The sequence below is a fragment of the Bacillus cereus group sp. MYBK101-2 genome (assembly GCF_051918845.1).
In the GTDB taxonomy this organism is placed as follows: Bacteria; Bacillota; Bacilli; order Bacillales; family Bacillaceae_G; genus Bacillus_A; species Bacillus_A paranthracis.
The window spans coordinates 323233-348884 of the sequence record NZ_JBQAIE010000001.1; the positions used below are offsets into that span (position 1 = coordinate 323233).

The following is a 25652-nucleotide window of genomic DNA, read 5'->3' on the forward strand; positions in this document are numbered from 1 at the left end:
CGCCTCCCATTATTAAGCAATTACCATTTTTTGCGAAATTAACATTTTCGGATGCACAATACATTGATATTCTCCATTGGTTGACAACTGTTGTGTATTTAATCCAATCAATACTTTATTCACGACAATAGAACTACCTTCATGATAAATTTGTACACTTTCTGGCTTAATTGCCCATAAAAATTGATTCTCTACTCCTACTGCTCGGAAAGGAATTAAGCGTAATTTTGTCGCCCACCCAGAATCATTTTCTGGTATTTGAGGAATCTGTGTTTTGGAATAAATTTGTTCCGTTAACCAAGCTGGCAAACAATGTTCTAATGATGAAATATGCATAATCATAACAGGTGTTTTCGTTAACGGGTCGTAAAGTTGATTCCCACTATCAATTAAACCTGCGAGTTCTAGTTCCTCTTCAGCTAATTGAATTTTCAATTTCACAATTTGATCATAGTGTATTTTTGTAACCTCTACGCTTTCAATACGCTTTTTAGAAAAATAATAAATGACTGGAAAACCAAAAATAACGAACAACCAACTAATTGGGTCACCGTAAGAAATTGATTGAGATTGAACCAACCCATTTACCATTTCATTCGTTTGCAAAAAGAAATGAGTGCCCATTAATCCTCCGCCAACCATAAAGGTTACAAAGTAAAAAGTAAAAACAGTTTGTGCATAATTTCTAAATGTTGTAAACCCAAATGCTGTATACACAATAAGTAACGAGTACAGTAGTTTCATAATCGGATGTGTCATCATAGAAGCAAAAGGAGTAAAGGCAAAAATAACAATGGTTGAACCTATCAATGCCCCTAACACAAGCCTCCATCTTTTGATCTTCTTTTTTAACACGGTAGCCGTTAATAAAAGTAAAAGAAAATCAATGCAGGCGTTTAACAACCAAACAACGTCGGCGTAAACAACCAAACAATTCACCTCTTTTTTTAAGTTGAGACTAGTATAATGCATATCCAATAGGAAAGTGTGTCAATTTGCGGAGGTGTTTTTTTGTTATTTTGTGCTTTCTAGACATAATCTGTCGGTAAAAAATAAAAGTATATGTTTCATAGAATGCTATATACTTTTTACTTACATATAAAGTGAAACTTTAATCGCCACGCACCAATCGTGCTATCCGGCAAATAGCGGAATAGATTAAAATATATAAAATAAAAAAGACCTGCTTAGGCAGATCTTTTCCCTGTATAAAACAAAAAAGGAGCATAAATGCTCCTTTTCTTTTATCGTCTGCGACGATTACGTAAGAATGCTGGAATATCGATATCATCTGAATCTGAATGACGCTCATGTACAACTGGCTCTTCACGCTTCATTTCACGTTTTACTTCACGTTGTTTTGGTGGTTGAGCTACTGGCTGTTGCTGTTGTTGCGTGTGATTCACATTCGGACGGATAATTGGTTTTGGTGGTTGAGTTGCAATTGTATCATCAAAACCAGTTGCAATTACAGTTACAACGATATCATCTTTTAATCCTTCATTAATAACCGAACCGAAGATCATATTTACTTCTGGATCTGAAGCTGAAGCTACAATGTCTGCCGCTTCTTGTACTTCATATAAGCTTAAGTTAGCTCCACCCGTAATGTTCATGATAACACCTTGAGCTCCATCAATAGATGTTTCTAATAATGGACTAGAAATCGCTTTTTTCGCAGCTTCAGCAGCACGATTTTCTCCATTACCAGAACCAATACCCATTAAAGCAGAACCTCTATTAGACATAATTGTCTTTACGTCTGCGAAGTCTAAGTTAATTAAACCTGGTGTTGCAATTAAATCAGAAATACCTTGAACACCTTGACGTAATACGTTATCTGCTTCACGGAATGCCTCTAACATTGGCGTGTTTTTATCAACAATCTCTAATAAGCGATCGTTTGGAATTACAATAAGTGTATCTACATTTTCTTTAAATGCCGCAATACCAGATGCCGCTTGTGTTGCACGCTTACGTCCTTCAAATGTAAATGGGCGTGTTACAACACCAACTGTTAATGCACCTAATTCTTTTGCCACTTGAGCAACAACTGGAGCTGCACCAGTTCCAGTTCCGCCGCCCATACCAGCAGTTACGAATACCATATCAGCACCACGAAGTGCTTCTTGGATCTGTTCTTTACTTTCTTCTGCAGCTTTTTTCCCTACTTCAGGGTTTGCACCTGCACCAAGTCCACGTGTTAATTTTCCACCAATTTGCATTTTCGTTTCAGCTTTTGATAGATTTAATGCTTGTGCATCAGTATTCACAGCGATAAAGTCTACACCTTGTACACCGTGTTCAATCATACGGTTTACAGCATTGTTTCCGCCACCGCCGACACCGATAACTTTTATATTCGCTAATTGATCTTGAGTAGTATCAAACTCTAACATGTCGAAATCCCCCTAGAACCTCATTTTTCGTGTCCAATTTTAATCCCATAAATAACGGAATACACGTTTTACTTTTGACATCATACGGTCATCATTTTGATTATTATTGTTTTGATTACGCGTTTTTTGTTTCGCAGGTTGCTGTTGTACCGGCGTTGGAGCTGGTGCTGGTACTGGTTCAAAATGCTCTTGTTTTTCCTGCACATTTTTCCCACGCAACTTAGCTTTTTGATAAGAATGTTTAATTAATCCTACTCCACTTGTATATTGGGGCTCACGCACGCCAATATAATCAGGAGTTGCTATACGAACATTTTCATGTAAAATATCATATGCAAGATCAAGAACACCTGGCATAGAAGCAATTCCACCAGTTAGTACATAACCAGAAGCTACTTGCTTTACCCCTAACTTACGCACTTCATCTTGAACAAACATTAAAATTTCCTCTACACGAGCCTCTATTATATCCGATAATTCCAACTGAGAATATTGTTCTGTTTGATCGCTTCCCATAATAGGAACCGTAAACATCTCTTCTTCAGACGCTGTATCATAAAAAGCATGTCCATATTTCAACTTAATTTGATCTGCATTTTCTGTTGAAGTTTTCAACCCAATCGCAATATCTTTCGTTATATGGTCTCCACCTAATGGTAATACGCTCGTCGCTTGTAACTCTCCATCTTTAAAAATAGATAAAGTTGTAGATCCTCCCCCCATATCAACAAGGGCTACTCCTCTATTTTTTTCATCTGAAGATATAGCAACTGTTGCAGCCGCTAAAGGTTGAAGACAAATATCAACAATTTCAAGACCTGCTTTTTCTACACAACGAAGTAGGTTATGTAGTAAAGTTCTCGAGCCTGTAATAAGTGTACCTTCCATTTCTAATCTTACACCGATCATCCCGCGCGGATCGTTAATCTCGTCAAGACCGTCTACAATGAACTGTCGAGGTACCACATCAATAAACTCACGTTCTGGAGCAATTGACACAACTTGTGCTGCATCTAGAACGCGTAAGACATCTTCATTCCCGATTTCACGATCTTCATTTGAAACAGCGACTACTCCGTGACAAGGAAGTAGCTGTACCTGGTTTGCATTGACACCTACTACAACTTGCTCAATGTGGATTCCCACCATGCGCTCAGCTTGTTCAATTGCTTTTTTAATTGATCGAACAGTCTCGTCTATATCAACTATCGATCCCTTCTTTAAACCATTTGATTTTACATTTCCAACACCAATAATGTTTAAGCTGTCATTAACCATTTCACCAATGATGACTTTAACATTGGATGTACCGATGTCAAGACTAACATATATTTCATTGCTGTTCATTCTTTGGCACCTCCTTCTTTATTTATACCATACAACTCAATATATGGAACAACAATCGCAACTTTACTATTTATAAGAAAAATATTCAACGTCTTTATACGTTTCCCTTTTTTAACCCTATATTTTTCTTATTTTTATTTAACATTCATTTAAGAATATTGCAGTAAACTGTGAATAACTGCTTATCTTGAAATAATTCTATTTCAAGTGTAAAGATTACCGCCAAGTATAAGTCTACACTAAGATGTACTCATAGAAAAGTGAAACTTGTACCAATCCTAGTATGAATCTAAGAATTTTTACATATTTTTCATCAAATGAACCATTCTTGTAAATTCCTATGCACCAAGCAGAACGTTCGTTTCGTTTTTTTCTACAATAACGTAGTGAAAACTATCATTCTATTCTTTTTTTTCTTCTGCTCCTAATTCTTTCGTATACGCCCCTACTTCTAAGTCAATTAATACCTTTTTGCCTGGCTCAATTGTTTTTAAGATAAGTGGATAAGCTTCCATACGTTTTGCGAAATTTTGAATCGTAGTGCTCACTTCATACCCTTCATTCATATATAAAGTAAGGTGGTCTTCATTCGCATTTGTCGGTGAATAACGAATTTCAGAAATAGACCTTAAAATAGTTGGTGTTAATTTTTCAAGCTCAGCAATTAACTCCTTCATTTTCTCCTCTTTAAAAGGTTCAAAAATTGGCGCTGCAACAGGAAGTTTTCCGTTCGGGAGTACATCAAGTGTTTTCCCGTTCTCTAATAACGGTTGTAATTTCCCATCTTTGTTTATATAACCAATCGTTAAATATTCTTCAATATGAACGTCAATTTTATTTGGAAAACGCTTCTTTACATTTACTGCTTTAATTTCTTTTCGTTTCGTTAAGTTTTCTTCTGCTTTATGTGCTGTCACTCGGAAATAACTTGTATCATATGTCACACCTGATTCCTTCATCACTTGTTCATCTGTCATATAATGATTTCCAAACACGCTTATCTTTTTTATATTGCTAAGCGGAGACCGAAAATAAATTAAAAAGAGAACTAATAAAAATAAAATTGATATGTATAAAATCAACCGATGATTAACATCTTTCTTGTTTTTTTTCTGTTGATTTTTTAACTTTGGTACACGATCCTGTAGTTTAATCACTTTACTATTTTTCATGTACGATCCCCCTACGTAACATAAAGAACGGCATGTTCCTCATGCCGTTCTTATCTTCTTATTATAACATAAATGATAATGAGCGGAACGAATAACCGTTATCTTCCAATGATTTCTACTTCTGTATGCATTTCTACGCTAAATTTATCCTTGATTGTTTGTTTTACTAATGCTATTAAAGATAATACATCTTGCGCGCTAGCTCCACCAGTATTAATAATGAAGTTTCCATGCATTTCAGAAATTTGAGCTCCACCTATTTGATAACCACGAAGCCCCGCCTTCTCTATTAAATCTCCTGCAAAGTATGGAATTGGATTCCGAAACACACTTCCTGCACAAGGGTGATTCCATGGCTGTGTTTCACGACGGTAATCTTTATTCTTTTGCATGACACTTACAATTCCCTCACGCTCTCCTATCTGCAATTGAAACTCAGCTTCCAAAACAATACCAGGACGTTTCGTTTGCAATACAGATGTACGATAGGAAAACTCCATTTCTTCATGCGTTAACCAGTCAATTGTTCCATCTTCAAACAAAATAAGAGCTTTTGAGAATATGTTTGATATATCCGATTTATGTGCTCCTGCATTCATATACACTGCACCGCCAACACTTCCTGGAATACCACTTGCAAACTCCAGACCAGCTAACCCTTGACGACTAAGTAAAGTTGATAATTTAATCAGGGGATACCCACCACCAACTCTTACTCTATGTTTTTCGACTTCTAAGTGGTCTAATCCTTCTCCTAAACGAATAACGACACCTTCTATCCCTAGATCAGATACAAGAAGGTTCGAACCGCGACCAATTACAGTCCACTTTGTTTTATATTTCTTTACTAACTGCAACGTTTTTTCAATACCGGCAACATGCTTTGGCACAATTAAAATATCAGCTGGTCCACCTATTTTCATAGTTGTATAACGTGCTAACGGTTCATCCACTAACACACGACCAACCTTTGCTTCTATAAGCTCATTTACTAATTGCTCCATAAACAATCTCCCCCATACTAAGCATCCTTATTACAGTAGTATGCAGGGCGTTCACCTAACGTTATTTTTTTACAAGCTTATTCATTACTTCATACAACTTATTTGCTGCATCTGGAATACCTAATTGCCCAGCAGCAAGCTTCATATTTTGTAATGTTTGTGCATCTAATAAAATCTCGTCAATATCACGAATAAGTGTTTCAGCTGTTAAATCTTTTTCAAGCAACATTTTTGCTGCTCCTTTATCGACAACAGAACGTGCATTTTTTTCCTGATGGTTATTTGTTACATAAGGACTCGGAATTAACACACTTGGCTTACCTAACGCTGTTAATTCTGCAAGTGTTGTTGCTCCAGCTCTTGAGACAACAAGGTCTACACCTGTAAGTACTTCTGGCATATTATGAATGAAAGGTTTAATAATAACATTATTCGGGTTCCCTTTTTGCTTCACTGCATCCATCACTTTGTCGTAATGAACTTCACCTGTTACATACAATATTTCGTAACTTTTATTTCCAAACTGTTCAATTGCCTCTACGAAAGCATCGTTAATTGGTCTAGCCCCACGGCTGCCACCAAAAATAAGCACGGATTTTTTAGGAAGAGATAAACCTACTGAACGTTTTCCTTTCATTCCATTTTGATCCATTACTTCTGACGCTCGTGGGTTTCCAGTCATGACCACTTTTGACTGCGGAAAATGTTCTGCAGCCGCTTCAAAACAAACTGCAACTTTATCAACATAGCGGCTTAAAAATTTATTCGTTACACCAGGTACACTATTTTGTTCATGTACAATAGTTGGAATACCTAATTTTGCCGCAGCATATACAACAGGTCCACATACATATCCACCTGTTCCAATTACAATATCTGGATTGAAACGACGAATATATCGTTTACTATCTTGTACACCTTTTAGAAAACGCATCACCGTTTTCACGTTATCTAACGATATTTTACGCTTAAATCCACTTATAACAATAGGTTGAAACGGTATACCTGCTTTGGGCACGATTGTGCTCTCTAATCCATTCTCCGTACCAATATATAAAAACCTTGCTTCCGGATTTAATTTTTTTATTTCTCTTATTAAAGCAAGAGCCGGATAAATATGACCTCCAGTGCCCCCACCACTTACTAATACACGCACTACTAACTCCTCCGCTTCTCTTTTTCTTATTACAGTCGTATTTATTTCTATATACATATTGTTTCTTCGTACACATACGAAAAACCCTGTCTTATAAAACAGGGTTTAGTAGCGAGAATGGCGACTTATATTTAATAATACACCTACTGCCATTAACATTAATGTCAAACTTGATCCACCATAACTTAAAAACGGCAAAGTAATACCCGTAACAGGCATCAATCCTGTTACAACACCAACATTAATCATTACTTGAATCGCAATCATCGCCACAATACCTACTGCTAAAAACGTACCATATAAATCTGGCGCTCCTAAAGCTATACGAATCCCACGCCATAATAATAGACTAAATAATAATAACACAAATGAACCACCAATAAAACCTAATTCCTCGGATAAGATTGCAAATATAAAGTCTGTTTGCGGTTCAGGTAAATAAAGAAACTTTTGTCTACTTTGTCCAAGTCCAAGCCCGAATAATCCACCTGGTCCAATTGCGAGTAACGATTGAATAATTTGAAATCCACTTCCAAGCGGATCTGACCACGGGTCTAAATATGATGTAATACGTTTCATCCGATACGGTGCTGATGCAATTAGCCCTACAAATCCTGCTACACCAAGCAAACCAAACATTGCAAAGTGAAAGACTCTTGCTCCTGAGATAAATATCATAACGATACATGTCCCAACCATTACCGTCCCTGTACCAAGGTCGGGCTGTAACATAATCATTCCGAAAGCAAGAAATACAAAACCTAAAGCTGGTAGTAAACCACGTTTAAAAGAGGTAATTAATTTTTGTCGTTCCGCTAAAAATTTCGCTAAGAAAATAATCATCGCAAACTTCATAAATTCGGACGGTTGAATGGAAAATGCCCCGATTCCAATCCAACTTCGCGCTCCTCCTCGAACAAGACCTACTCCAGGAATAAGAACGAGAATAAGAAGAACGAAGCAAACTAGCAAAATTACTTTTGAATACGTACGCCACACCCAATAATCAATTTTCATAATAAAAAACATAGCCACTACACCAAGACCTGCGAATAGCAATTGCCTTTTTGCAAAAAAGAATGAGTCCCCCATTTTATAAGAGGCCCAAACCGCACTCGCACTATAAACCATAATCATTCCGATTGTTAACAACGCAAGTGTAACGATGATGAGAATAAAATCAGGCGTTTTCTTCATTACCCATAAACACCACCTCTTTAGGCAGAAACTTTTGCCCTATGTAACAAAACATCAGTAGGTGTTAGCCTACTGATGTTTTGATTTACTTTATATAAGTTTATGCACAGCTTGTATAAAAATGTCTCCTCTTTCTTCAAATGTTTTAAATTGATCCCAGCTTGCACATGCTGGAGAAAGAAGAATTACATCGCCATCTGTAGAATGAGCATAAGCTTTCACTACAGCTTCATCTAAAGTATCGACACTTTCAATTGTATCTAATCCCGCTTTTTCTGCAGCTCTTACTAATTTTGGAGCTGTTTGTCCAAATGTTACAATCGCTTTAACATTTTTGAAATACGGAATTAAATCATCAAATTCATTTCCACGATCCAGCCCACCTGCTAATAACACAGTCGGTTGTGTAAACGCAGATAAAGCTTTCTCTGTCGCTAACATATTCGTTGCTTTTGAGTCATTATAAAACTTACGGTTGTTTATAGTTGTTACGTATTCTAAACGATGTTTTACACCTGTAAAACGTTTTAAAACTGCCGTAATCGCTTCATTAGAAACACCCGATAATTTTGCGATACTCATCGCTGCTAAAATATTTTCTAAATTATGTTGACCAGGTAAAACGATATCGCCTACTTCAACAACTTTTTCACCTTTAAAATAAAGAGCATTATCTTTTATACACGCACCATCTTCAATTTCTTTCGTTGTTGAGAACAGTACTTTTTGACCTTTACTATAAGCAGATAAAGCCATCACATCTGCATCATCTGCATTTATTACACTATAATCATTTTCTGTTTGGTTTTTAAAAATATTCGCTTTTGCTAAACCATATTCTTTCTTCGTCCCATGATAATCTAAGTGGGCCTCAAATAAATTTAAAAACGCAGCAATTTTAGGTTGGAACAATTCTACTCCCATCAATTGGAACGATGAAAGTTCTGTAACTACAACTTCATTTTCTTTCGCATCCTGTGCAACTTCACACGCTACAGTTCCAATGTTTCCTGCAATTACGGGATGCTTTTGTCCTTCTTTTAGCATTTCAAATGTAAGCATTGTCGTCGTCGTTTTACCGTTAGACCCCGTAATCCCAACAAATGGTGCTTCTGAAATACGATATGCTAATTCAACTTCCGTAACAATTGGAATTTGCTTTTCTTTCGCAGCAACTAATATTGGATTAGAATACGGGATTCCTGGATTTTTTACTACAAGAGAAATATTTCTCTCTAATAATTCTAAAGGATGACCACCGCATACAACATCCATTCCTTTTGCTTGTAATTCTGCAGCAAGTACATTCTCTGCTAAAGGCTTTCCGTCATTTACAATAACATTTGCCCCTAACTTTTGTAGCAATGTAGCTGCTGCATAACCACTTTTTGCAATGCCTAATACAAGAATATTCTTATTTTGAAATTCAGTTACAGTTTTCAATTACATCCACACCCCGATATAAATTCCTAACACAGCTAATAAAAATCCTACAGACCAAAACGTCACAACAACACGCCATTCTGACCAACCACATAATTCATAATGATGGTGTAATGGACTCATTTTAAAGACACGTTTTCCTGTTGTTTTAAACGAAATAACCTGAATAATAACCGATAAAGTTTCCATTACGAATACTCCGCCAATGATTACAAGTAGCAATTCTTGTTTTAATAAAATTGCTACAGCTGCAATGGCTCCACCTAAAGCTAATGAACCTGTATCTCCCATAAACACTTTTGCTGGATTCGCATTGAATACTAAAAATCCAAGTACAGCTCCTACAACTGCCATACAGAATATCGCTACTCCAAATTGCTCTTGTGCCACAGCAATTATACTAAATGCTCCAAATGCAATAGCAGCTGTTCCTGATAATAAACCATCTAAACCGTCAGTTAAGTTAACTGCATTTGATCCACCAATAAGCATAAATAGTACAAGTACAAAATACGCCCAACCTAATTCAAACTTAACATCCGTTCCCGGAATCATGATGTATGTGTGGAACGCTTGCCCTTTTCCAATTAAAAAGAACGCAATAGCAATAACAAGCTGACCTACTAATTTTTGTTTTGATGTTAAACCAAGATTTCTCTTCTTAACTACCTTTATGTAGTCATCTAAAAATCCAATCAATCCGTAACCAAATGTCACTAATAGTAATAACGATACCTCTGCACCTAAATGATTAAACTTAATCGCCATAATAAGTGAAGTTACCATCATAGATACGTATATGACGATACCACCCATTGTCGGTGTCCCTGATTTTTTTTGATGTGATTTTGGTCCCTCATCACGAATACTCTGTCCGAACTTTAATTTTCTTAAAAATGGAATAAACAATGGCGAAAGGGCAACAGAAATTAAGAATGCTACCCCAGCCGTTACTAATAAACCTTGCTCAAGCACATGTAGTCCTCCTCTCACGTTGTTACTCTTCGTTGTTTAAACGCTCTGTAATTGCTTCTTTAGCGATTTCACGATCATCAAAATGATGAACATCTTTACCAATAATTTGATATGTTTCATGACCCTTACCAGCAATAATGATAATATCTTCGGCTTTTGCGTTAGCAATTGCATGGTATATCGCTTCTTTTCTATCAATAATTACTTCATAATTATTTCCATTTGCACCATGTACCATATCATCTAAAATAGCTCCTGGCTCTTCACTTCTTGGATTATCTGAAGTGTAAATGGCGTGAGTTGCATATCGTGTTGCAACACTTGCCATGATTGGTCTCTTCGTTCTATCTCTATCACCGCCACAACCGACGATGCAATATACGTCACCTTTTGCAAACTGTTTTGCTGTTTTTAATACATTTTCTAAGCTATCTGGTGTATGTGCATAATCAACAATAACTGTATAATTTTGTCCACCATCAACTACTTCAAAACGTCCTGGAACTCCAGCTAGTTCCTTTATTACATCAATGATTGTTTCTAAACTTACACCAGAAACAAGTCCTGCCGCTGTCGCAGCTAGTACGTTATATACATTAAATTTCCCAATTAATTTCATCGTAACATTTACACTCTCATACGGTGTTACAAGCGTAAATGTAGTTCCACCACTTGTCATAACGATATCTTTTGCCATAACATCACTTGTTGTATCAATTCCATACGTTACAACAGTTGCTGCAGTACTTCTCATATATTCCGCTGTTACAGCATCATCGTTATTCAATACCGCGTATTTTTCACGATTATGATTATAACTATTGCCAAGTTGCGCAAATAGCAACCCTTTTGCATGTTTATATTCTTCCATCGTTTTATGATAGTCTAAATGATCTTGTGTTAAATTTGTAAACACTGCTACATCGTAATCACATCCGTGTACACGGCCAAGATCTAAAGCATGTGACGAAACTTCCATTACTGTGCTATCCACACCGTGTTCAACCATTTTTGCAAACGTCTGTTGAAGTGTTAGTGCATCTGGTGTTGTATTTTTCACCTCAAATGTTTCATCACCGATTTTCATATTAATCGTTCCAATTAGCCCCGTTTTATGACCATGTGCGCGCATAATCTCATCCATAATATGCGATGTTGTTGTCTTTCCATTTGTACCTGTAATACCGATTAAATGTAACTTGTGTGTTGGTTGACCATAAAAATAATCAGCTAAAACCGCTAACGAACGAAAAGTATTTTTCACAAGTACAACTGGAACGTCAACATCAATTGGTCTTTCCGCAACAATAGCAGCCGCTCCTTGTGCCGCTGCTTGCTTAGCAAAATCATGGCTATCAACCGTATATCCTTTCATACATACAAATAAGCTTCCTTCTTTCACTTTACGTGAATCAGCTTCTATAGATGTGATTTCTGGATTTTCTTTTGGAACAACTGGAAAATCATGCAAACATGATACAAGTGTATGCAACTTCATTTCACTAAACCCTCTCTACATTGTGTATTTATCTCTTTTATTAATAAGCAACACGTTACCTCCTAATTATGTAAAATAGGAGGTAAGTGCTACTGTGTCTAATAAATAGACCTATTTATAACCGAGACTCTTGCGGTCTCAAATTAAGTAACTCTTCTATAAAGAACTCACTTCCACCAATTGTACCATAAAACGTACTAGGTTACCTTTAATTCCCGAAGTAAATTCTAATTTTTGAGCCTTCTTTCACTTTAGCTCCTGCTTCCGGGGACTGTTTAATGACTTTCTCTCCATCTCCGCTTATATCAAGCTTCAAATCAACGAGTTGCGTCTGTAAGTCTTTCTTTTTCATACCAATTAAATTCGGAACTTCCACAGTTGGTGTATCGCCCCATTTATATTCTCTCTCAACTTGTTCTTTTCTCGGTTTCACTCCCATAACAGGAAGTGCATCCCGCAGAATATTCCCAACAATTGGAGCTGCTACTACTCCACCAAATTGCGTTACACCTTTCGGATTATCAACAGCAACATAAACAACAATTTCCGGATCATCTGCTGGAGCAAAACCGATAAAAGATACAATATAATTATTCTCTAAATATTTACCATCTTTCACTTTTTGAGCCGTACCTGTTTTTCCACCTACACGATACCCATCAATGAAAGCACCTTTACCAGATCCTTTTGCTACAACATTCTCTAATGCATACCGAACTTTTTCTGAAGTTTCCTTGGAAATAACTTTTCTTTTTTCCACAGGTGTCTTTTTACTTACAACTTGATTGTTTTTCGGATCAATAAATTCTTTAGCTATATACGGTTGATACAAAGTTCCACCATTTACAGCCGCTGCTACCGCCGCTACTTGTTGGATTGGCGTAACAGAAACACCTTGACCGAATGAAGTTGTTGCTTGCTCGACTGGACCGACTTTATCTAAATTAAATAAAATCCCACTACCTTCACCTTGCAGATCGATTCCTGTCTTCTGTCCAAAGCCGAAATTACGAATGTATTTAAACAATCGGTCTTTACCAAGACGATCACCCAGTTCGATAAATCCTGGGTTACAAGAGTTTTGAACTACTTCTAAAAACGTTTGGCTACCGTGGCCTCCTGCTTTCCAGCATTTCAATCTTGCTCCACCAACTTCAGCTGCTCCATCATCATAAAACGTATCTTTCTCTAAGTCTACTAAATTTTCATTCAAAGCTGCGGCTAACGTAATGATTTTAAATGTTGAACCAGGTTCATACGTACTCCATACTGGTAAATTTCTATTGTACACTTCTGGAGAAACACTTTGAAAATCTGCCGGATCAAAACTCGGCCGACTCGACATACCTAAAATTTCACCATTTTTCGGATTCATCGCAATCGCAATCATACCATCTGGATTATATGTCGACTCTGCAATATTCATTTCTCTTTCCATAATTCTATTAATACGTGCATCAATTGTTAAACCTAAATTCAAACCAGCTTCTGGTTTTTTGAAATCATCACCAACATTAGGCATCCTTTGCCCTTTTGCATCTGCAAAAAAGCGCACATGACCTTCATCACCATTCAGCTCTTTATCATAATACTTTTCTAGTCCCATAAGACCTTGGTTATCACTACCTGCAAACCCTAATACGTGTGATAAAAAGTTGCCAAATGGATAGTACCGGATAGAGTCCTCTGCGATATAAACACCTTTCAAACTTAATCCTCTTACCTCTTTCGCCTTATCATGTGATATTTTCCTTCCGCCTTTATCTAACCTTACAATTGATTCTTTTTTTGTAATCCTCTTATAAATCTCATCTTTTTCCACACCTAATACTGCAGCTAACTTCTCTGCAGTCTCTGCTGGTTTTTCAATTTGCCTCGGTACAACAAAGACAGTTGGAGCACTTTTATTCGTGGCAAGTTCCACACCATTTCGGTCTAAAATTTTTCCACGTTCAGGTTCAAAAGTAATATTACGACTCCATGAATCTTTCGCACGATCCGTTAACATATTCCCAAGAAAAAATTGCACATATCCAAGACGAATATCGATGATAGTGAAAATAAGTATACCTGATATGAGTATAAAAATAAGTCGTTTTCTAACTGTTACATTTGATACACGCATATTGGAACAAGCCTCCCTTACGCCTAGCTTGTTCCAATATATGCTTGTACTTATTTAATTAGAACTTCTTCTCTTTTACCATTACGGCTTTTCTGCTTCTTGTTGTGGTTCAAGTGGCGGCACAAGTGTTACACCTAACTCTGTACCAGGTTGCAACAATGTTCCTTCTGGCACACTTTGTTCAGTTACGTATCCGGTACCAGTAGGTTTTAAGTTAAGCTTTAATGTTTTTGCTAAATTCATAACATCACGAAGTGCCCAGCCTTGTATATTTGGCATTGTAGGTTGATCTCCCACTAAGAACACTCGGTCACCCTTCAATGTTTGTTCAGTCGCTTTCGGTACTTGTTGCTGTACTTTCCCTTCACCTAATACGATTGGGCGAAGTTTTGCTTTATCAATAGCTTTTTTCGCTTCTTCCATCGTTTTTCCCGTTACATCTGGAACAGCAGTTTGCTGCTCTTTCACATATTTCTTCGGATCTTTCACTTCATTAGGCTTAATCTTTAAATACTCTAAACTATTCTTCGTTACATATTTAAAAATATCAGCTAAAGGTTGTGCACCACTCTCATCATCTTTCAACTTCGGTTTTTTAACAGCTACATATACAACAAGTTGCGGATCATCCATAGGTGCCATACCTAAGAACGAGAATATATAATTCTCTCTTCCTGTCATATAGCCACCTTTTCCATCCGGAATTTGCGCTGTTCCTGTTTTACCACCAACTGAATATCCATCGACTTTATAAGCAGTTCCTGTTCCTTTCGGTGATGTAACAACACGTTCTAATAACTGCCTTACTTGCGCTGCTGTCTCTTTTGTAACCGGTTTGCCCACTTCTTCTGGCTTATGTTCTAATTTTACTTCCCCTGTTATCGGATCTACAATTTTATCAATTGTATAAGGTTTCATCATTTTCCCATCGTTCGCAATAGCAGTTGCAGCTTGTACAAGCTGAATTGGTGTTACAGTAGAACCTTGTCCAAAAGCTGTCGTTACTTGCTGTATTTGCTGATCGAATAAAATGGTATTTGAACCTTCATCAGGTAAATCAATATTCGTTTTTTCATCTAATCCGAAAGCATGGATATATTTCCGGAAACGGTCTGGACCAAGTTTTTGATCACCTAAAATAGCAAACGCTACGTTGGAAGAGCGCTCTACCCCTTCATCAAATGTGATAGATCCCCATCCAGCGCCGCCATTATGATCTTTTATTTTGCGGTTCCCGACTTGATATGTACCAGACTGATAATAATCTTGTCCCTTATACACACCTTCATTAATAGCTGCTGCTAGCGTGAAAATTTTCATTGTTGATCCAGGTTCAAATGCATTTGCAATTGCATCATTATAATAATACTCATTAATTTCCTGGTTCGGATCATAACTAGGTTTACTAGACATCGCTAATATTTTCCCTGTTTTTGGATCCGCAACAATTCCTATTAAGCTTTCCGGTTCATAATGTTTACTCGCTTCTTTCATCGCGTCTTCTAAATAACTTTGAATACGTTGGTCAAGCGTTAAATAAACATTATCACCATTTTTAGGTGCCTTTACATTCACTTTTCCACCGTCAAGAGATACTCCTTTACGGTCACCTGTATAAGCTACTTTTCCATTAGCAGCACCTAAATACTTATCCAAACTCTTTTCTAAACCAAATCGTCCTATAGCAATTCCTTTATCATCAGGTTTCGCGTAACCTACAACATAAGATGCGAAATCACCATTTGGATACACTCTTGCATTTTCTGTAATAAAAGATATGCCTGGCAATTTCAATGCTTCGATTTGTTCCTTCTGTTCCTTCGTCAAGCCCTTACCTAAATTCCCAAATTCTACTTGACTTCTACCTTCTTTATTTAACGTATCTAAAATCTTCTTTTCATCTTTTCCGAGTACGCCCGCAATTTTCTTGGCGGTATCCTCTTTATCCTCAACCGGCTTCGCACCTTTTAGTTCCGCTACAAGTTTATAAGAGTTTGCATCTTGCGCTAATACATGACCGTTTTGATCATAAATCGTCCCGCGATTTGCTTCGAGAACTCCTGTTTTACTATGTTTTTGCTGAGCGAGTTTATCCAAATCCTGATTATGCACTGTTCCTGTCGCTTGTATGTAAAAAAATCGGGCTAATAACAGCAAAAAGAGCAGGAGGAATAAAATCATAAAATACCCTGCTCCCTTATTGGTATGAAATTTAGTCATATTTCTCTTCATTTTCCCTTCACACCTATTGCCTTATTTGAGGCCTTTCACATTATTCGCATTAATTTCTAGCCCGTGTTTTTTTGCAACTTCAGCGATTCGTTCATAACGACTTAACTTCTCTACTTCAGCCTGTAACTCTTGATTTTCTTTTTGCTGCTGTACAATTTTTTGTTCTATTGTCGCAGCTTCTACATTAACTTGATAAAGGCCTGCTTTATTTCCAATAAATGCTACACAGGCATACAATAAAAAGCCAATAAACGCTACATACAACAGTTTTTCGATTCTTGTAATCTTCGCTTTAGCTTTTGGCTGAACCATCTGCTGTGGGGGCGTTTGAATCTGAACCTCTTCTTGCGCTTGTTGCTTGTACTTTACAGCTAAGTTACTCATACCTCTCTCCCCTTTTTATCGTTTTTCAGCGATTCTCAATTTCGCAGAACGCGCTCGATTATTTTCTTCTAACTCTATATCAGAAGGTAAAATCGGTTTTCTTGTAATAAGCTTTAATTTTGGCTTAAATTCATCAGGAATAATTGGTAATCCTGGTGGCAATTGTGGCGTTGTACTATTTCGCTTAAACGTCGTTTTACAAATACGGTCTTCTAAAGAATGGAATGTTATAACGCTAACTCTTCCGCCTGGCTTGACCATCTCAATTGCAGATTCCAACGCTTCTTCAAATACTTTCAATTCATCATTTACCGCAATACGGATCGCTTGGAACACTCGCTTCGCAGGATGTCCACCCGTTCTACGAGCAGGAGCTGGAATACCCTCTTTAATTAGTTCTACTAATTCCCCTGTCGTTTCAATAGCTTTATTCTCACGATACGCTTCAATTTTTCTTGCTATTTGTTTTGAAAATTTCTCTTCGCCATACTGGAAGAAAATTCTTACAAGTTGTTCATATGACCAACTATTTACAACATCATAGGCTGTTAATGGGGCATCTTGATCCATTCGCATATCTAACGGTGCATCATGATGGTAACTAAAGCCACGCTCTGGTGTATCTAATTGCGGGGATGAAACACCTAAATCAAATAAAATACCGTCTACTTCTGTTATACCTAATTCCTGTAGTTTTTCAGATAGGTAACGGAAATTACTCTTTACTGTTATGAACTGCTCACCGTATGAAGAGAATTTTTCTTTCGCATTTTGAATTGCTATCTCATCTTGATCAAACGCGATTAATCTTCCGCCTTCAGTTAATTGGGATAATAAATAAGAACTATGTCCTCCTCCCCCCAGTGTACAATCTACATATGTACCACCTGGCTTTATATCTAAGCCATCTACTGTTTCCTTCAAAAGCACTGTTACGTGATTAAACATTGTTGCACCTACTCTTTTTCCAATTAATTATGTTGAATGTATCTCCTCCTCTAAACGCATATTTCACGACTAGAGAACGAAATACTATGAAAGAACGACTCATTTAACTTGCCTACAAAGGCAGCATACTATACAAATCGCCATTTTCTTTTATTATATACTAAATTTTATCATCTTTTGCGGGAATTTAAATAAAAAACTGTCGAAAAAGATAATAATACGTTTACATTTTGTGCTATTTTGTCATATATTTAAGTATCCTGCATAATTACGATATTAGCTTTATTAAAATTAATAATTCAGAAAAATTTCACTTCACAGTAAATTCAACGGAATAAAAATAAAATCCTGCTCCTAAGAGCAAGATTCTATAGTTTTATAACGTGATGTTTTCCATTCCAAGAAAACGGTTTTTCCATTACACGATCAACGAAATCTAAACCGAACTGATTTAAATAGTAACATACATTCCACACACGCTCTTGTGGCGCTCCCAATGGACGGATTGCAAATTGTATACGACGGAATTTATTTAGTTCCACTTCATGTTTTTTCTCAACATTTCTTTTCAACATTCTTTCCAACAGTTCAATTTGTTCATTAATTTTGAACTCATTTTTCCCTGCAAATGCACTTAATCCAGGATCTATTTCCTTCACAAACTGTTGTAATGACGTATGAATATTCATTATTTCTTTTTTCGCCTCTACAAATCGTTCATCTATCGGTTCCTCTATTTGATTAGATAACCAGTTCTCACGCAACTTATCCACGTTATTTAAAAACGGATCACTCTCTTGCAATTGTAAATCGTGTAAATCTGTCGCTATATCCCTCTCAATATAAGTAATTGTAATACGAGGAACGACAGGCGGCATTCGGAAACCGATAGTATGGAAGACTTGTTGTAATTCACTCCAGTAAGCTAATTCCCCTGGACCTCCAATAAACGCCAACGTAGGAAATACATACTCTTGCATAAGAGGGCGTGTTACAACATTATTACTAAAGCGCTCTGGGCTTCTTTCCATCTCTTCAATCAATTCTTCATATGAAAAGGAATACGTCCCATCCTTCCCAACAAACTTCCCTTGATTGTCTTCAAGCAACACTCGCTCATTATCAATTTCCATGAATATATGTACTGCATTAGACTTTGTTTCAATAATTGGCTTATATCCTAATTCTTTAATTACTTCCTGTTGGTTATGAAGCCCCTCTTGCACTTCTTTATACTTACTTACAATTTGTTTAAAAAACGGCACTTCTAATTTTCTTAATTCAGGATGATGCGAATCGACAAGAATTAAACCAGAATTTATGAACATTTTCATAATAAGGTGACCAAAGAAATCTACATACGTATTCGATTTCCGTAAAGAATCATCAATAAATCTCAGTACATCCTTTGTAAAATTCGTTTCAGGGTATGTTTTAAAAATTTCTTCAATCCACTTTCTACAGTCTTCCAAAGAAAGCTCAGACTCTGAAGCACTCGCCTTTTTCGGATTACGATCATGAAAAATAGTCTTTTTTATTTTTTTATTCTTCGTTACAAAAGTATGATTAATTTCATCCATATCATGGTCTTCACCAGCAATCCAGAAAACAGGAACAACTTTAACGCCTAAACTTTCTTCCTTTTCCTTCGCAAGCTGTAAAACTGAAATAATTTTATGAATCGTATAAAGTGGCCCAGTTAATAACCCAGCTTGTTGTCCAGCTATAACAACATATGTATCTTCATCTTCAAGCGCTTTTACATTTTGAATTGTAGCTTCTCCCGCTTGTAATTTTGTATTATATTCTAATAAATGCGCTACTAAATCTTGGCGGAAAAACTCCCTCTCACGCAAATCTTGTACACGCTGTTTAAAAGCATCTTCTGTTAACATATAATCAAAACACGACTGTATCTCTTTTTTACCGTTCATATAGTCCGCTACAACACCTTGTTGCGGAACAGAGATTTCTTTTATCTCCATATAATTCTTCCTTTCGTATCCTGTTCTCTCACCAATCCACATTGTAGTCAATGTTTCACATAAAAGCAAAGAATTACACTTATACTTTTACTTCTAACCCTTTTATTGCATCGAACAAAAATTGAAGTGTCGGAACGGATCGTTGCTGTTTCTTAGCTTCTTCTAATACATATCCAACAATCGCACCAATCTCTGTTTGTCTATTCGCCCTTACATCTGCCAGCATAGATGATGTATTATGAGATGTTCTTTCACATACATGACGTACCATTTCCCATACCATTTCTTTTTCTTCTTTAACGAGAAAAACGACTTCCTGGAATACTTGCTCCATCATCTGATAAAAAAACGGGTTCGTGATCAATTCTCCGTTCTTGACCTGTAATAATGCCGTCAATGGATTGATACATACATTCACTACTAATTTTTTGTGCATAACATCCTTCCAATTATCTTCTATTCGAATTGGAAAATGCGGAAAAGGAAAGCAATTAAATATTTTTTCAAAATGTATAGACCGACCGCGCACGATTCCAAACTTCGTTACACCTATCCCTGTATGATAAACGATATGTCTTTCTTCTTTTTTCGCACCATGCTCTACAATTCCAACTGCAATATTTTCATTCTCTATTTTCTGCATAGCATGAAGGTGTGACATTCCGTTTTGCAAAAAGACTACTGAGGATTTCCCTCGCACAAAAGGTAGTATGTCAGTTATATGATATTGCTTAACAGCAATAAATATATAATCTAGCTGCTGGTCTAGCATACTTTCTATTGGTAATACTGGCGGGAATACCGTTTCACGTTTCCCCTCCCTAATACAAGTTACACCCGTTATATTTAATTCGTCAGCCTGCTTAGCTGTCCTTGTAAACAACGTAACATCTTGATTACTTTTTTGTAAATAAAATGTATACAATAGACCAATAGCTCCCGGTCCCGCAACTCCAATTTTCATTTTCACACAAGGAACTCATTTGAACACGATACATAAGTCCCTTTTTCCCCTCCTCTTTTATTCCGCGAACCCCCGATTCATACGGAATAATAATTAACTAAAGATGATCAAATGCCACCTCTTCTTTCAATATGTATATACTACTTATTACTATGCTTCTACTCTTAGTTTAGCAAATCCTCAAAAAAATAATAAAAGAAATACACTATCATCTTCATAAAAATAAAAAAATGAGTTATAATATTATTATAAATATTTTCACTTTTCTGCATTCAACGAGACAAAAAGGATGTGATGTTATGGGATTCCCAAAAGTTGAGCGCTTGCTCATCAATTATAAAACATTAGACGAGTTTAAAAAATTTAAAGGCTGCGGAGCTCAAGAACTATCCATGTTAGAAGAATTACAAGCAAACATTATTGAAAACAATAGTGAATCTCCATTTTACGGTATTTATTACGGCGGATCACTCATTGCACGTATGAGTCTATACATGAAAAGGAACGGCGGGGAACCATTCGAAATTACAGGTACTTACCTAGAACTTTATAAACTTGAAGTATTACCAACTTTCCAAAAACAAGGATTCGGAGAAATGCTTGTAAATTATGCGAAGGGACTGCAGTTCCCAATTAAAACGATCGCACGTATCCATTCAGCTGGTTTTTGGGATAAATTAAATTTCCAACCTGTGTCAGTACCTGATGGTGATTTTTACGTTTGGCACCCAGAAACAAATTTGAATGCGGTTACAAATGAAGAGTCTGCATAAGAAATAAAAAAAACAGCTACATAGCAGCTGTTTTTTTATTTCTTTAACTTCTCTAATTTCCCATTCGAACGAGCGCTATTTCTTTCCGCTACCATTACACTTCTTTTTTGATCAATATAATCAAGCAATGTTCTATATTCTTCCTCATATACTGATAATCGCTCCAACAGGCTCTCTTTCTCTGTTTGTAACGATTCAATTTGCTGTTGCAACACCACTAAAGAGTTTTCATCTTTATAATTTTGCAAGAAATCAATAACATCATTCAATGTAATTGACGTAGGTTCTAATACCTTTGTCTCTTTCACTTCATAATTTTCCACTTTACGCAGTTGCTTCGCTTCTTCAATACGTTCTTTGTATTGCTTTCTAACGTAAGAATTCCACCTAAAGCCACATGCTGCTGGTGTACGTGATAAATGTCTTCCCACTTCTTTAAAGGCAGATAATTGCGTTCCACCTTCTCGAATATGCCGGAGTACTACTTCTGCCAGAAGCAAATCTTCATCATCAGTCCAAGCATCTTGTCTTGTTGTCGCCATCTCTCTAGTCCTCCCTATGCATTTTTTATTAAACATATGCAGTTACTAGAAAAGATAGAATACAACAAATGAAGAATAAGACAAAAAAATAAACGTAGAAGATATCTTCTACGTTTATTTTCCCGCAATTACTTGCTGATTACTTCTTTACCTTTGTAAGTACCGCATGCTTTACATACACGGTGAGCTAATTTCGCTTCACCACAGCTTGGGCACTCTACCATACCAGGTACTGATAATTTGAAATGCGTACGACGCTTTCTTTTTACTGTTTTAGAAGTTCTTCTAAAAGGTACAGCCATTCTTCCCACCTCCTTAAAAGAAATAGTTATTTTCATATGAAGGCCTGAACCAGTCTTCCGATTATTTGTCAAAAAACTTTGCAAGTCCTGCCAATCTTGGATCAACAGGCTTTTCTTTGTCTTCTTCCGAAATCACTTGCCAGTCTTGACCTTGCGTCGGTGCTCCACCAGAAACATCATCACTGAAAATTTGCATTGGAATCTCCAAAAGTATATTTTCCTTGATTACGGGCAGTAAGTCAAGTACTTCTCCTTCTAAACAATGAATTTCAGCTTCAGTTTCAAATTCTTCTTGTGAAGTTTGGAACACCTCAGTTGTTTTAATGTCAAATGGTAATGTCACATCTACTAAAGAGCGAGAACATGGTAAAACCATGCTTCCAGTTATATGTAGATGGAACGTAAACTTACCGGAGCCAAAATCAACTCTTCCTGTTACGTGAACAGGATTAATTTCACGAATATCTTTCTCGACCTCTTTTAGCTCACTTACATCTACCATCTCATCCAATGTCAATCCTTTATTTCTCAATTTATTCAATTGATGGATGGACCATTTCATATCATATCACCTCAAGGCAACAAACAAAATTATAGCTAGCCATTTTATATTTGTCAATGTTTTTTCTTTACACCTCTAAAGATGCATTGTGTCCATTATGTGATAAAACGTGTATTCTTGTCCAGCTATATTTTCTATTTTAGACAAAATGGACATAAAGTAAATAATAAATGTGGTACAAGTTGTGGTCAATGTGGTCTACGTGGTCAAAAGAGAGTGGTCGTTTTATGCGCCGCTCTCTTCTTAATATATATGCCCATAATTAATTTTGTGATTAAAATTCTTCTATTACATAAACCTTTACAAAAATATCATATTTAGCTGCTAACTCTTCCAGTTTCTTTTCTCTGTATTTGGTAACTGTAAAAAAATGAATAATTGGTACTTTTCCGTTATATTTATTTTTATAATACATAGTAAATTCTCCATACCTTTTCAGCTTCTCACTATTTACATTCATCATCTGCGTCCGATCTATTTCTACAGCATTTAAAATCCCTTCTTCATCTCGGAATTTAACATCTGGAATAATTGTCTTCTTGTTATCATCTATTTTATAACGTATAGGTGTTTCTATCTGCCAGTCGTCCGGACAAAACAGATAGAGCCACGCCTCATTTCTCATAAGGCTGTGTGCTAATCGAATTGTCGGTACTATTTTTTCTGTATCATCGAATAGTGCGCGCCCTTTTTTATTTAAGTAATATACATATTCTTTTTTGTACACGGTACTGTTAACAAATGTACCTAAATCCTTTAATATACGGTTTGCATTTCTTATACCACCTAAATCATGGATAGCCATTAAATGCCTACGTGTAGCAAATTTCAGCTTTCTAATCGAGGTCAGAATCATCATCTGACGATTCAATTTGATGTGTGTTTGTATTTTCATGTTTCTCCACCTCATATTGTTTTAGTACATTCCACATCATTTCATTAGAAATATAAGGTACTTGAATTTCTGTTAACCTATCCGTTTTAAACAAAGCGCGTCCAGGTATACTTTTAATCGATTCCAATCCACATTCATCTATAACCACTTGAGAAGCCGTTTGTGTCGGCAATCTAAATCCAAGCTTTGCATCTGAATTTTGTTTAACTTGTCGTGGCAATGTATCTCCAGTCGGATATTGTGTACAAAAAATCAACCTGAAGCCAAGCGCCCCACCAATCCTTGCTATATAAGAAAGCATTCTCTGACAAGCTACTAATAATTTTTGCTGCTCTTTCCCCATACTTTTATCAGGACAAAGTTCAGCCCCTTCATCAACTATAATGAAATGACGTTCTTTTATATTTGTTTCTACAACGTTTGTATAATGTCTTTCCTTCATATGGAACATTTTCTCTTCCATTTTCTCAATAATGGTATTTAAAACTTGAAATGCTTGAATTGGCTTTTCTGCTATAGATTCAACTTGTTTTAAATTTTGATATGGCCCGAATTCTAAACCTCCTTTTAAATCGACGATGTATAAATGCGTATGATCCGGTTGTGCTGTAATAAGAGATGTCATTACATTCTTTAAAAATACGGTTTTCCCCATACGTGTTAAACCACCTAAAGTCATGTGTGGTGTTTTATCAAAATCATGATAAATTGTTTCTTCTAAGCTTTGCCCTATAGGTACAAGCCATTTTCCTTGTTCAACTAATGTTTTTGACCATTCCCACTTATTAGGTATGTCTTTATGAAATACTCGAATACTTAATTTATAGTTATCATAATGAATCCGAACAGGTTTATTTAACCCCTCACTTACAACATCCTCGACCTTCTGAATAATTTTACTCGGCATACCTACAGGTAATGTGTAAACATATGTTGTGCTACGATCATCATCCACTTGATTTTGAAACTTGGGATAATGTAGCTTATCTTCTCTTTTGATTGCGATTCCACTCACCTCAAAAAAGACTTGAATCTTCTTTTTATCCTCATCTTTTCGTTTGAATTTATCATTTACTAATGCGTATGTTAATGCTGCTGTAGGAACTATTAGTAACTCGAACATAAACATTTCCCCCTTAGATATCCTATAAGGATATCATTGCACTCTTTTGGAATATAACGGAACGGACCTTTTCTTATACCCTTCCTGTTGTCCTGACCTTCCACATTGTATTCCTTCATAGAAATGCAACTAGAACATAACGTAGAAGGTATAGAAACGAGCCTGTAAGTGTTGTGTACAAGGTTACACGTGGAAGCCAATATGGAACACTTTTCCCCATTTTTTCTGCTGTCTTCATAGCAATTACTGACAACCCTGTCGCTGTCCAAATAATTACCGCTTCCCCTGCAAGTGTCATGGATTACTCCTCCTCTTCCTTTTCGCGAAAGGCAATACCTTTTCTTGTAAGGACCACATCATAACAATCCATTAGAATTTCCCAGTTTAAAACATCTTCTTCCTCGCCATATAGATCTTCTTCTAATACCTGCGACAAACTGAAATATCCTTTATATTCTTTTCGATCATAAACTTCATGGTTTTTCATGTGATTTAAAATTGATTCTGTCTCTGCTCTTGATCTTGATCCATTGTACATTGAACGTAATTCTTTGGACGGATGAAGATATGGAGTTGTATTCAAGTGATTATACTGCCAACGCATGTAATCCTCTCCCCTCTTGATG

Annotated in this window: 24 protein-coding genes; 1 reads left to right on the forward strand and 23 read right to left on the reverse strand. The window is 36.4% G+C overall.

The genetic code is table 11. The features are described from left to right. Positions 1-12: 12 nt before the first annotated feature. The 16 genes from spoIIGA to panE form a co-directional block, all read right to left on the reverse strand. Positions 13-930, reverse strand: coding sequence for a sigma-E processing peptidase SpoIIGA (spoIIGA, locus tag ACTFSI_RS01550; RefSeq protein ID WP_000261994.1), 918 nt, complete (start codon positions 928-930; stop codon positions 13-15). 314 nt (positions 931-1244) lie between these two features. Next, the gene (gene ftsZ / locus ACTFSI_RS01555) at positions 1245-2399 is read right to left on the reverse strand and encodes a cell division protein FtsZ (RefSeq protein ID WP_000888991.1); all 1155 of its coding nucleotides are present in this window, start codon (positions 2397-2399) and stop codon (positions 1245-1247) included. 39 nt (positions 2400-2438) lie between these two features. Further along, positions 2439-3746 carry a cell division protein FtsA gene (ftsA, locus tag ACTFSI_RS01560; protein ID WP_001087553.1) on the reverse strand — a complete coding sequence of 436 codons (1308 nt, stop codon included), beginning with the start codon at positions 3744-3746 and terminating at the stop codon, positions 2439-2441. Positions 3747-4147: 401 nt separating this feature from the next. Then, complete coding sequence (gene divIB / locus ACTFSI_RS01565; RefSeq protein ID WP_138321225.1) at positions 4148-4918, reverse strand: cell division protein DivIB; 771 nt, start codon at positions 4916-4918, stop codon at positions 4148-4150. A 98-nt stretch (positions 4919-5016) separates the two neighbouring features. Further along, entirely contained in the window at positions 5017-5922 is a 906-nt protein-coding gene (gene murB, locus ACTFSI_RS01570; RefSeq protein ID WP_000437033.1) for a UDP-N-acetylmuramate dehydrogenase, read from the reverse strand. A 61-nt stretch (positions 5923-5983) separates the two neighbouring features. Next, positions 5984-7078 (reverse strand): undecaprenyldiphospho-muramoylpentapeptide beta-N-acetylglucosaminyltransferase, encoded by a 1095-nt coding sequence (gene murG, locus ACTFSI_RS01575; protein ID WP_440045213.1) that lies wholly within the window; start codon positions 7076-7078, stop codon positions 5984-5986. A 105-nt stretch (positions 7079-7183) separates the two neighbouring features. Continuing rightward, a complete protein-coding gene (spoVE, locus tag ACTFSI_RS01580) occupies positions 7184-8275 on the reverse strand; it encodes a stage V sporulation protein E (RefSeq protein WP_000753511.1) in 1092 nt (363 codons plus the stop codon). A 90-nt stretch (positions 8276-8365) separates the two neighbouring features. Further along, positions 8366-9718, reverse strand: a complete 1353-nt coding sequence (murD, locus tag ACTFSI_RS01585; protein WP_138321223.1) for a UDP-N-acetylmuramoyl-L-alanine--D-glutamate ligase — start codon at positions 9716-9718, stop codon at positions 8366-8368. Further along, entirely contained in the window at positions 9719-10693 is a 975-nt protein-coding gene (gene mraY, locus ACTFSI_RS01590; protein WP_000893058.1) for a phospho-N-acetylmuramoyl-pentapeptide-transferase, read from the reverse strand. Between the two features lie 22 nt (positions 10694-10715). Next, entirely contained in the window at positions 10716-12191 is a 1476-nt protein-coding gene (murE, locus tag ACTFSI_RS01595) for a UDP-N-acetylmuramoyl-L-alanyl-D-glutamate--2,6-diaminopimelate ligase (RefSeq protein ID WP_000766300.1), read from the reverse strand. Between the two features lie 208 nt (positions 12192-12399). Next, positions 12400-14316: a stage V sporulation protein D gene (locus ACTFSI_RS01600; RefSeq protein WP_001266227.1), complete on the reverse strand. Its 1917-nt coding sequence runs from the start codon at positions 14314-14316 to the stop codon at positions 12400-12402. Positions 14317-14397: 81 nt separating this feature from the next. Continuing rightward, positions 14398-16548, reverse strand: coding sequence for a penicillin-binding protein (locus ACTFSI_RS01605; RefSeq protein ID WP_080776446.1), 2151 nt, complete (start codon positions 16546-16548; stop codon positions 14398-14400). A 21-nt stretch (positions 16549-16569) separates the two neighbouring features. After that, positions 16570-16932, reverse strand: a complete 363-nt coding sequence (gene ftsL, locus ACTFSI_RS01610; protein ID WP_000067081.1) for a cell division protein FtsL — start codon at positions 16930-16932, stop codon at positions 16570-16572. A 15-nt stretch (positions 16933-16947) separates the two neighbouring features. After that, positions 16948-17880, reverse strand: coding sequence for a 16S rRNA (cytosine(1402)-N(4))-methyltransferase RsmH (gene rsmH, locus ACTFSI_RS01615; RefSeq protein WP_000481789.1), 933 nt, complete (start codon positions 17878-17880; stop codon positions 16948-16950). Positions 17881-18248: 368 nt separating this feature from the next. Further along, positions 18249-19865 carry a bacillithiol biosynthesis cysteine-adding enzyme BshC gene (gene bshC / locus ACTFSI_RS01620; RefSeq protein ID WP_000403051.1) on the reverse strand — a complete coding sequence of 539 codons (1617 nt, stop codon included), beginning with the start codon at positions 19863-19865 and terminating at the stop codon, positions 18249-18251. A 79-nt stretch (positions 19866-19944) separates the two neighbouring features. Continuing rightward, the gene (panE, locus tag ACTFSI_RS01625; protein WP_052587750.1) at positions 19945-20835 is read right to left on the reverse strand and encodes a 2-dehydropantoate 2-reductase; all 891 of its coding nucleotides are present in this window, start codon (positions 20833-20835) and stop codon (positions 19945-19947) included. 293 nt (positions 20836-21128) lie between these two features. Here panE and ACTFSI_RS01630 point away from each other — a divergent pair, with 293 nt between their 5' ends. Continuing rightward, complete coding sequence (locus ACTFSI_RS01630) at positions 21129-21602, forward strand: N-acetyltransferase (protein ID WP_000506707.1); 474 nt, start codon at positions 21129-21131, stop codon at positions 21600-21602. A 35-nt stretch (positions 21603-21637) separates the two neighbouring features. Here the strand turns inward: ACTFSI_RS01630 and ACTFSI_RS01635 are convergent, their stop codons facing one another. The 7 genes from ACTFSI_RS01635 to ACTFSI_RS01665 form a co-directional block, all read right to left on the reverse strand. After that, the gene (locus tag ACTFSI_RS01635; RefSeq protein WP_000246478.1) at positions 21638-22144 is read right to left on the reverse strand and encodes an RsfA family transcriptional regulator; all 507 of its coding nucleotides are present in this window, start codon (positions 22142-22144) and stop codon (positions 21638-21640) included. Positions 22145-22272: 128 nt separating this feature from the next. Continuing rightward, entirely contained in the window at positions 22273-22446 is a 174-nt protein-coding gene (gene rpmF / locus ACTFSI_RS01640) for a 50S ribosomal protein L32 (RefSeq protein ID WP_001984764.1), read from the reverse strand. Positions 22447-22507: 61 nt separating this feature from the next. Continuing rightward, positions 22508-23008 carry a YceD family protein gene (locus tag ACTFSI_RS01645; RefSeq protein WP_000872145.1) on the reverse strand — a complete coding sequence of 167 codons (501 nt, stop codon included), beginning with the start codon at positions 23006-23008 and terminating at the stop codon, positions 22508-22510. 274 nt (positions 23009-23282) lie between these two features. Continuing rightward, positions 23283-23903 carry a replication-relaxation family protein gene (locus ACTFSI_RS01650; protein WP_197225333.1) on the reverse strand — a complete coding sequence of 207 codons (621 nt, stop codon included), beginning with the start codon at positions 23901-23903 and terminating at the stop codon, positions 23283-23285. After that, positions 23845-25026, reverse strand: a complete 1182-nt coding sequence (locus ACTFSI_RS01655) for an FtsK/SpoIIIE domain-containing protein (protein ID WP_197225332.1) — start codon at positions 25024-25026, stop codon at positions 23845-23847. The genes ACTFSI_RS01650 and ACTFSI_RS01655 overlap by 59 nt, the downstream gene beginning before the upstream one ends. A gap of 115 nt (positions 25027-25141) precedes the next feature. Then, positions 25142-25324, reverse strand: coding sequence for a hypothetical protein (locus tag ACTFSI_RS01660; RefSeq protein ID WP_197225331.1), 183 nt, complete (start codon positions 25322-25324; stop codon positions 25142-25144). Between the two features lie 3 nt (positions 25325-25327). Continuing rightward, on the reverse strand, positions 25328-25630 hold the full coding sequence (locus ACTFSI_RS01665) for a hypothetical protein (protein WP_284994828.1): 303 nt from the start codon (positions 25628-25630) through the stop codon (positions 25328-25330). Positions 25631-25652 lie beyond the last annotated feature (22 nt).

What these genes read in the sequence shown, in the direction of transcription:
- ACTFSI_RS01650 (WP_197225333.1), bottom strand. Translation starts at nt 23,903, where the DNA reads ATGAAAATACAAACACACATCAAATTGAATCGTCAGATGATGATTCTG.
- ACTFSI_RS01645 (WP_000872145.1), bottom strand. Translation starts at nt 23,008, where the DNA reads ATGAAATGGTCCATCCATCAATTGAATAAATTGAGAAATAAAGGATTG.
- ACTFSI_RS01600 (WP_001266227.1), bottom strand. Translation starts at nt 14,316, where the DNA reads ATGCGTGTATCAAATGTAACAGTTAGAAAACGACTTATTTTTATACTC.
- ACTFSI_RS01655 (WP_197225332.1), bottom strand. Translation starts at nt 25,026, where the DNA reads ATGTTCGAGTTACTAATAGTTCCTACAGCAGCATTAACATACGCATTA.
- ACTFSI_RS01605 (WP_080776446.1), bottom strand. Translation starts at nt 16,548, where the DNA reads ATGAAGAGAAATATGACTAAATTTCATACCAATAAGGGAGCAGGGTAT.
- murB (WP_000437033.1), bottom strand. Translation starts at nt 5,922, where the DNA reads ATGGAGCAATTAGTAAATGAGCTTATAGAAGCAAAGGTTGGTCGTGTG.
- ACTFSI_RS01630 (WP_000506707.1), top strand. Translation starts at nt 21,129, where the DNA reads ATGGGATTCCCAAAAGTTGAGCGCTTGCTCATCAATTATAAAACATTA.
- ACTFSI_RS01660 (WP_197225331.1), bottom strand. Translation starts at nt 25,324, where the DNA reads ATGACACTTGCAGGGGAAGCGGTAATTATTTGGACAGCGACAGGGTTG.
- ftsL (WP_000067081.1), bottom strand. Translation starts at nt 16,932, where the DNA reads ATGAGTAACTTAGCTGTAAAGTACAAGCAACAAGCGCAAGAAGAGGTT.
- rsmH (WP_000481789.1), bottom strand. Translation starts at nt 17,880, where the DNA reads ATGTTTAATCACGTAACAGTGCTTTTGAAGGAAACAGTAGATGGCTTA.
- murE (WP_000766300.1), bottom strand. Translation starts at nt 12,191, where the DNA reads ATGAAGTTGCATACACTTGTATCATGTTTGCATGATTTTCCAGTTGTT.
- ftsA (WP_001087553.1), bottom strand. Translation starts at nt 3,746, where the DNA reads ATGAACAGCAATGAAATATATGTTAGTCTTGACATCGGTACATCCAAT.
- spoVE (WP_000753511.1), bottom strand. Translation starts at nt 8,275, where the DNA reads ATGAAGAAAACGCCTGATTTTATTCTCATCATCGTTACACTTGCGTTG.
- divIB (WP_138321225.1), bottom strand. Translation starts at nt 4,918, where the DNA reads ATGAAAAATAGTAAAGTGATTAAACTACAGGATCGTGTACCAAAGTTA.
- ACTFSI_RS01635 (WP_000246478.1), bottom strand. Translation starts at nt 22,144, where the DNA reads ATGGCGACAACAAGACAAGATGCTTGGACTGATGATGAAGATTTGCTT.
- rpmF (WP_001984764.1), bottom strand. Translation starts at nt 22,446, where the DNA reads ATGGCTGTACCTTTTAGAAGAACTTCTAAAACAGTAAAAAGAAAGCGT.
- bshC (WP_000403051.1), bottom strand. Translation starts at nt 19,865, where the DNA reads ATGGAGATAAAAGAAATCTCTGTTCCGCAACAAGGTGTTGTAGCGGAC.
- ACTFSI_RS01665 (WP_284994828.1), bottom strand. Translation starts at nt 25,630, where the DNA reads ATGCGTTGGCAGTATAATCACTTGAATACAACTCCATATCTTCATCCG.
- ftsZ (WP_000888991.1), bottom strand. Translation starts at nt 2,399, where the DNA reads ATGTTAGAGTTTGATACTACTCAAGATCAATTAGCGAATATAAAAGTT.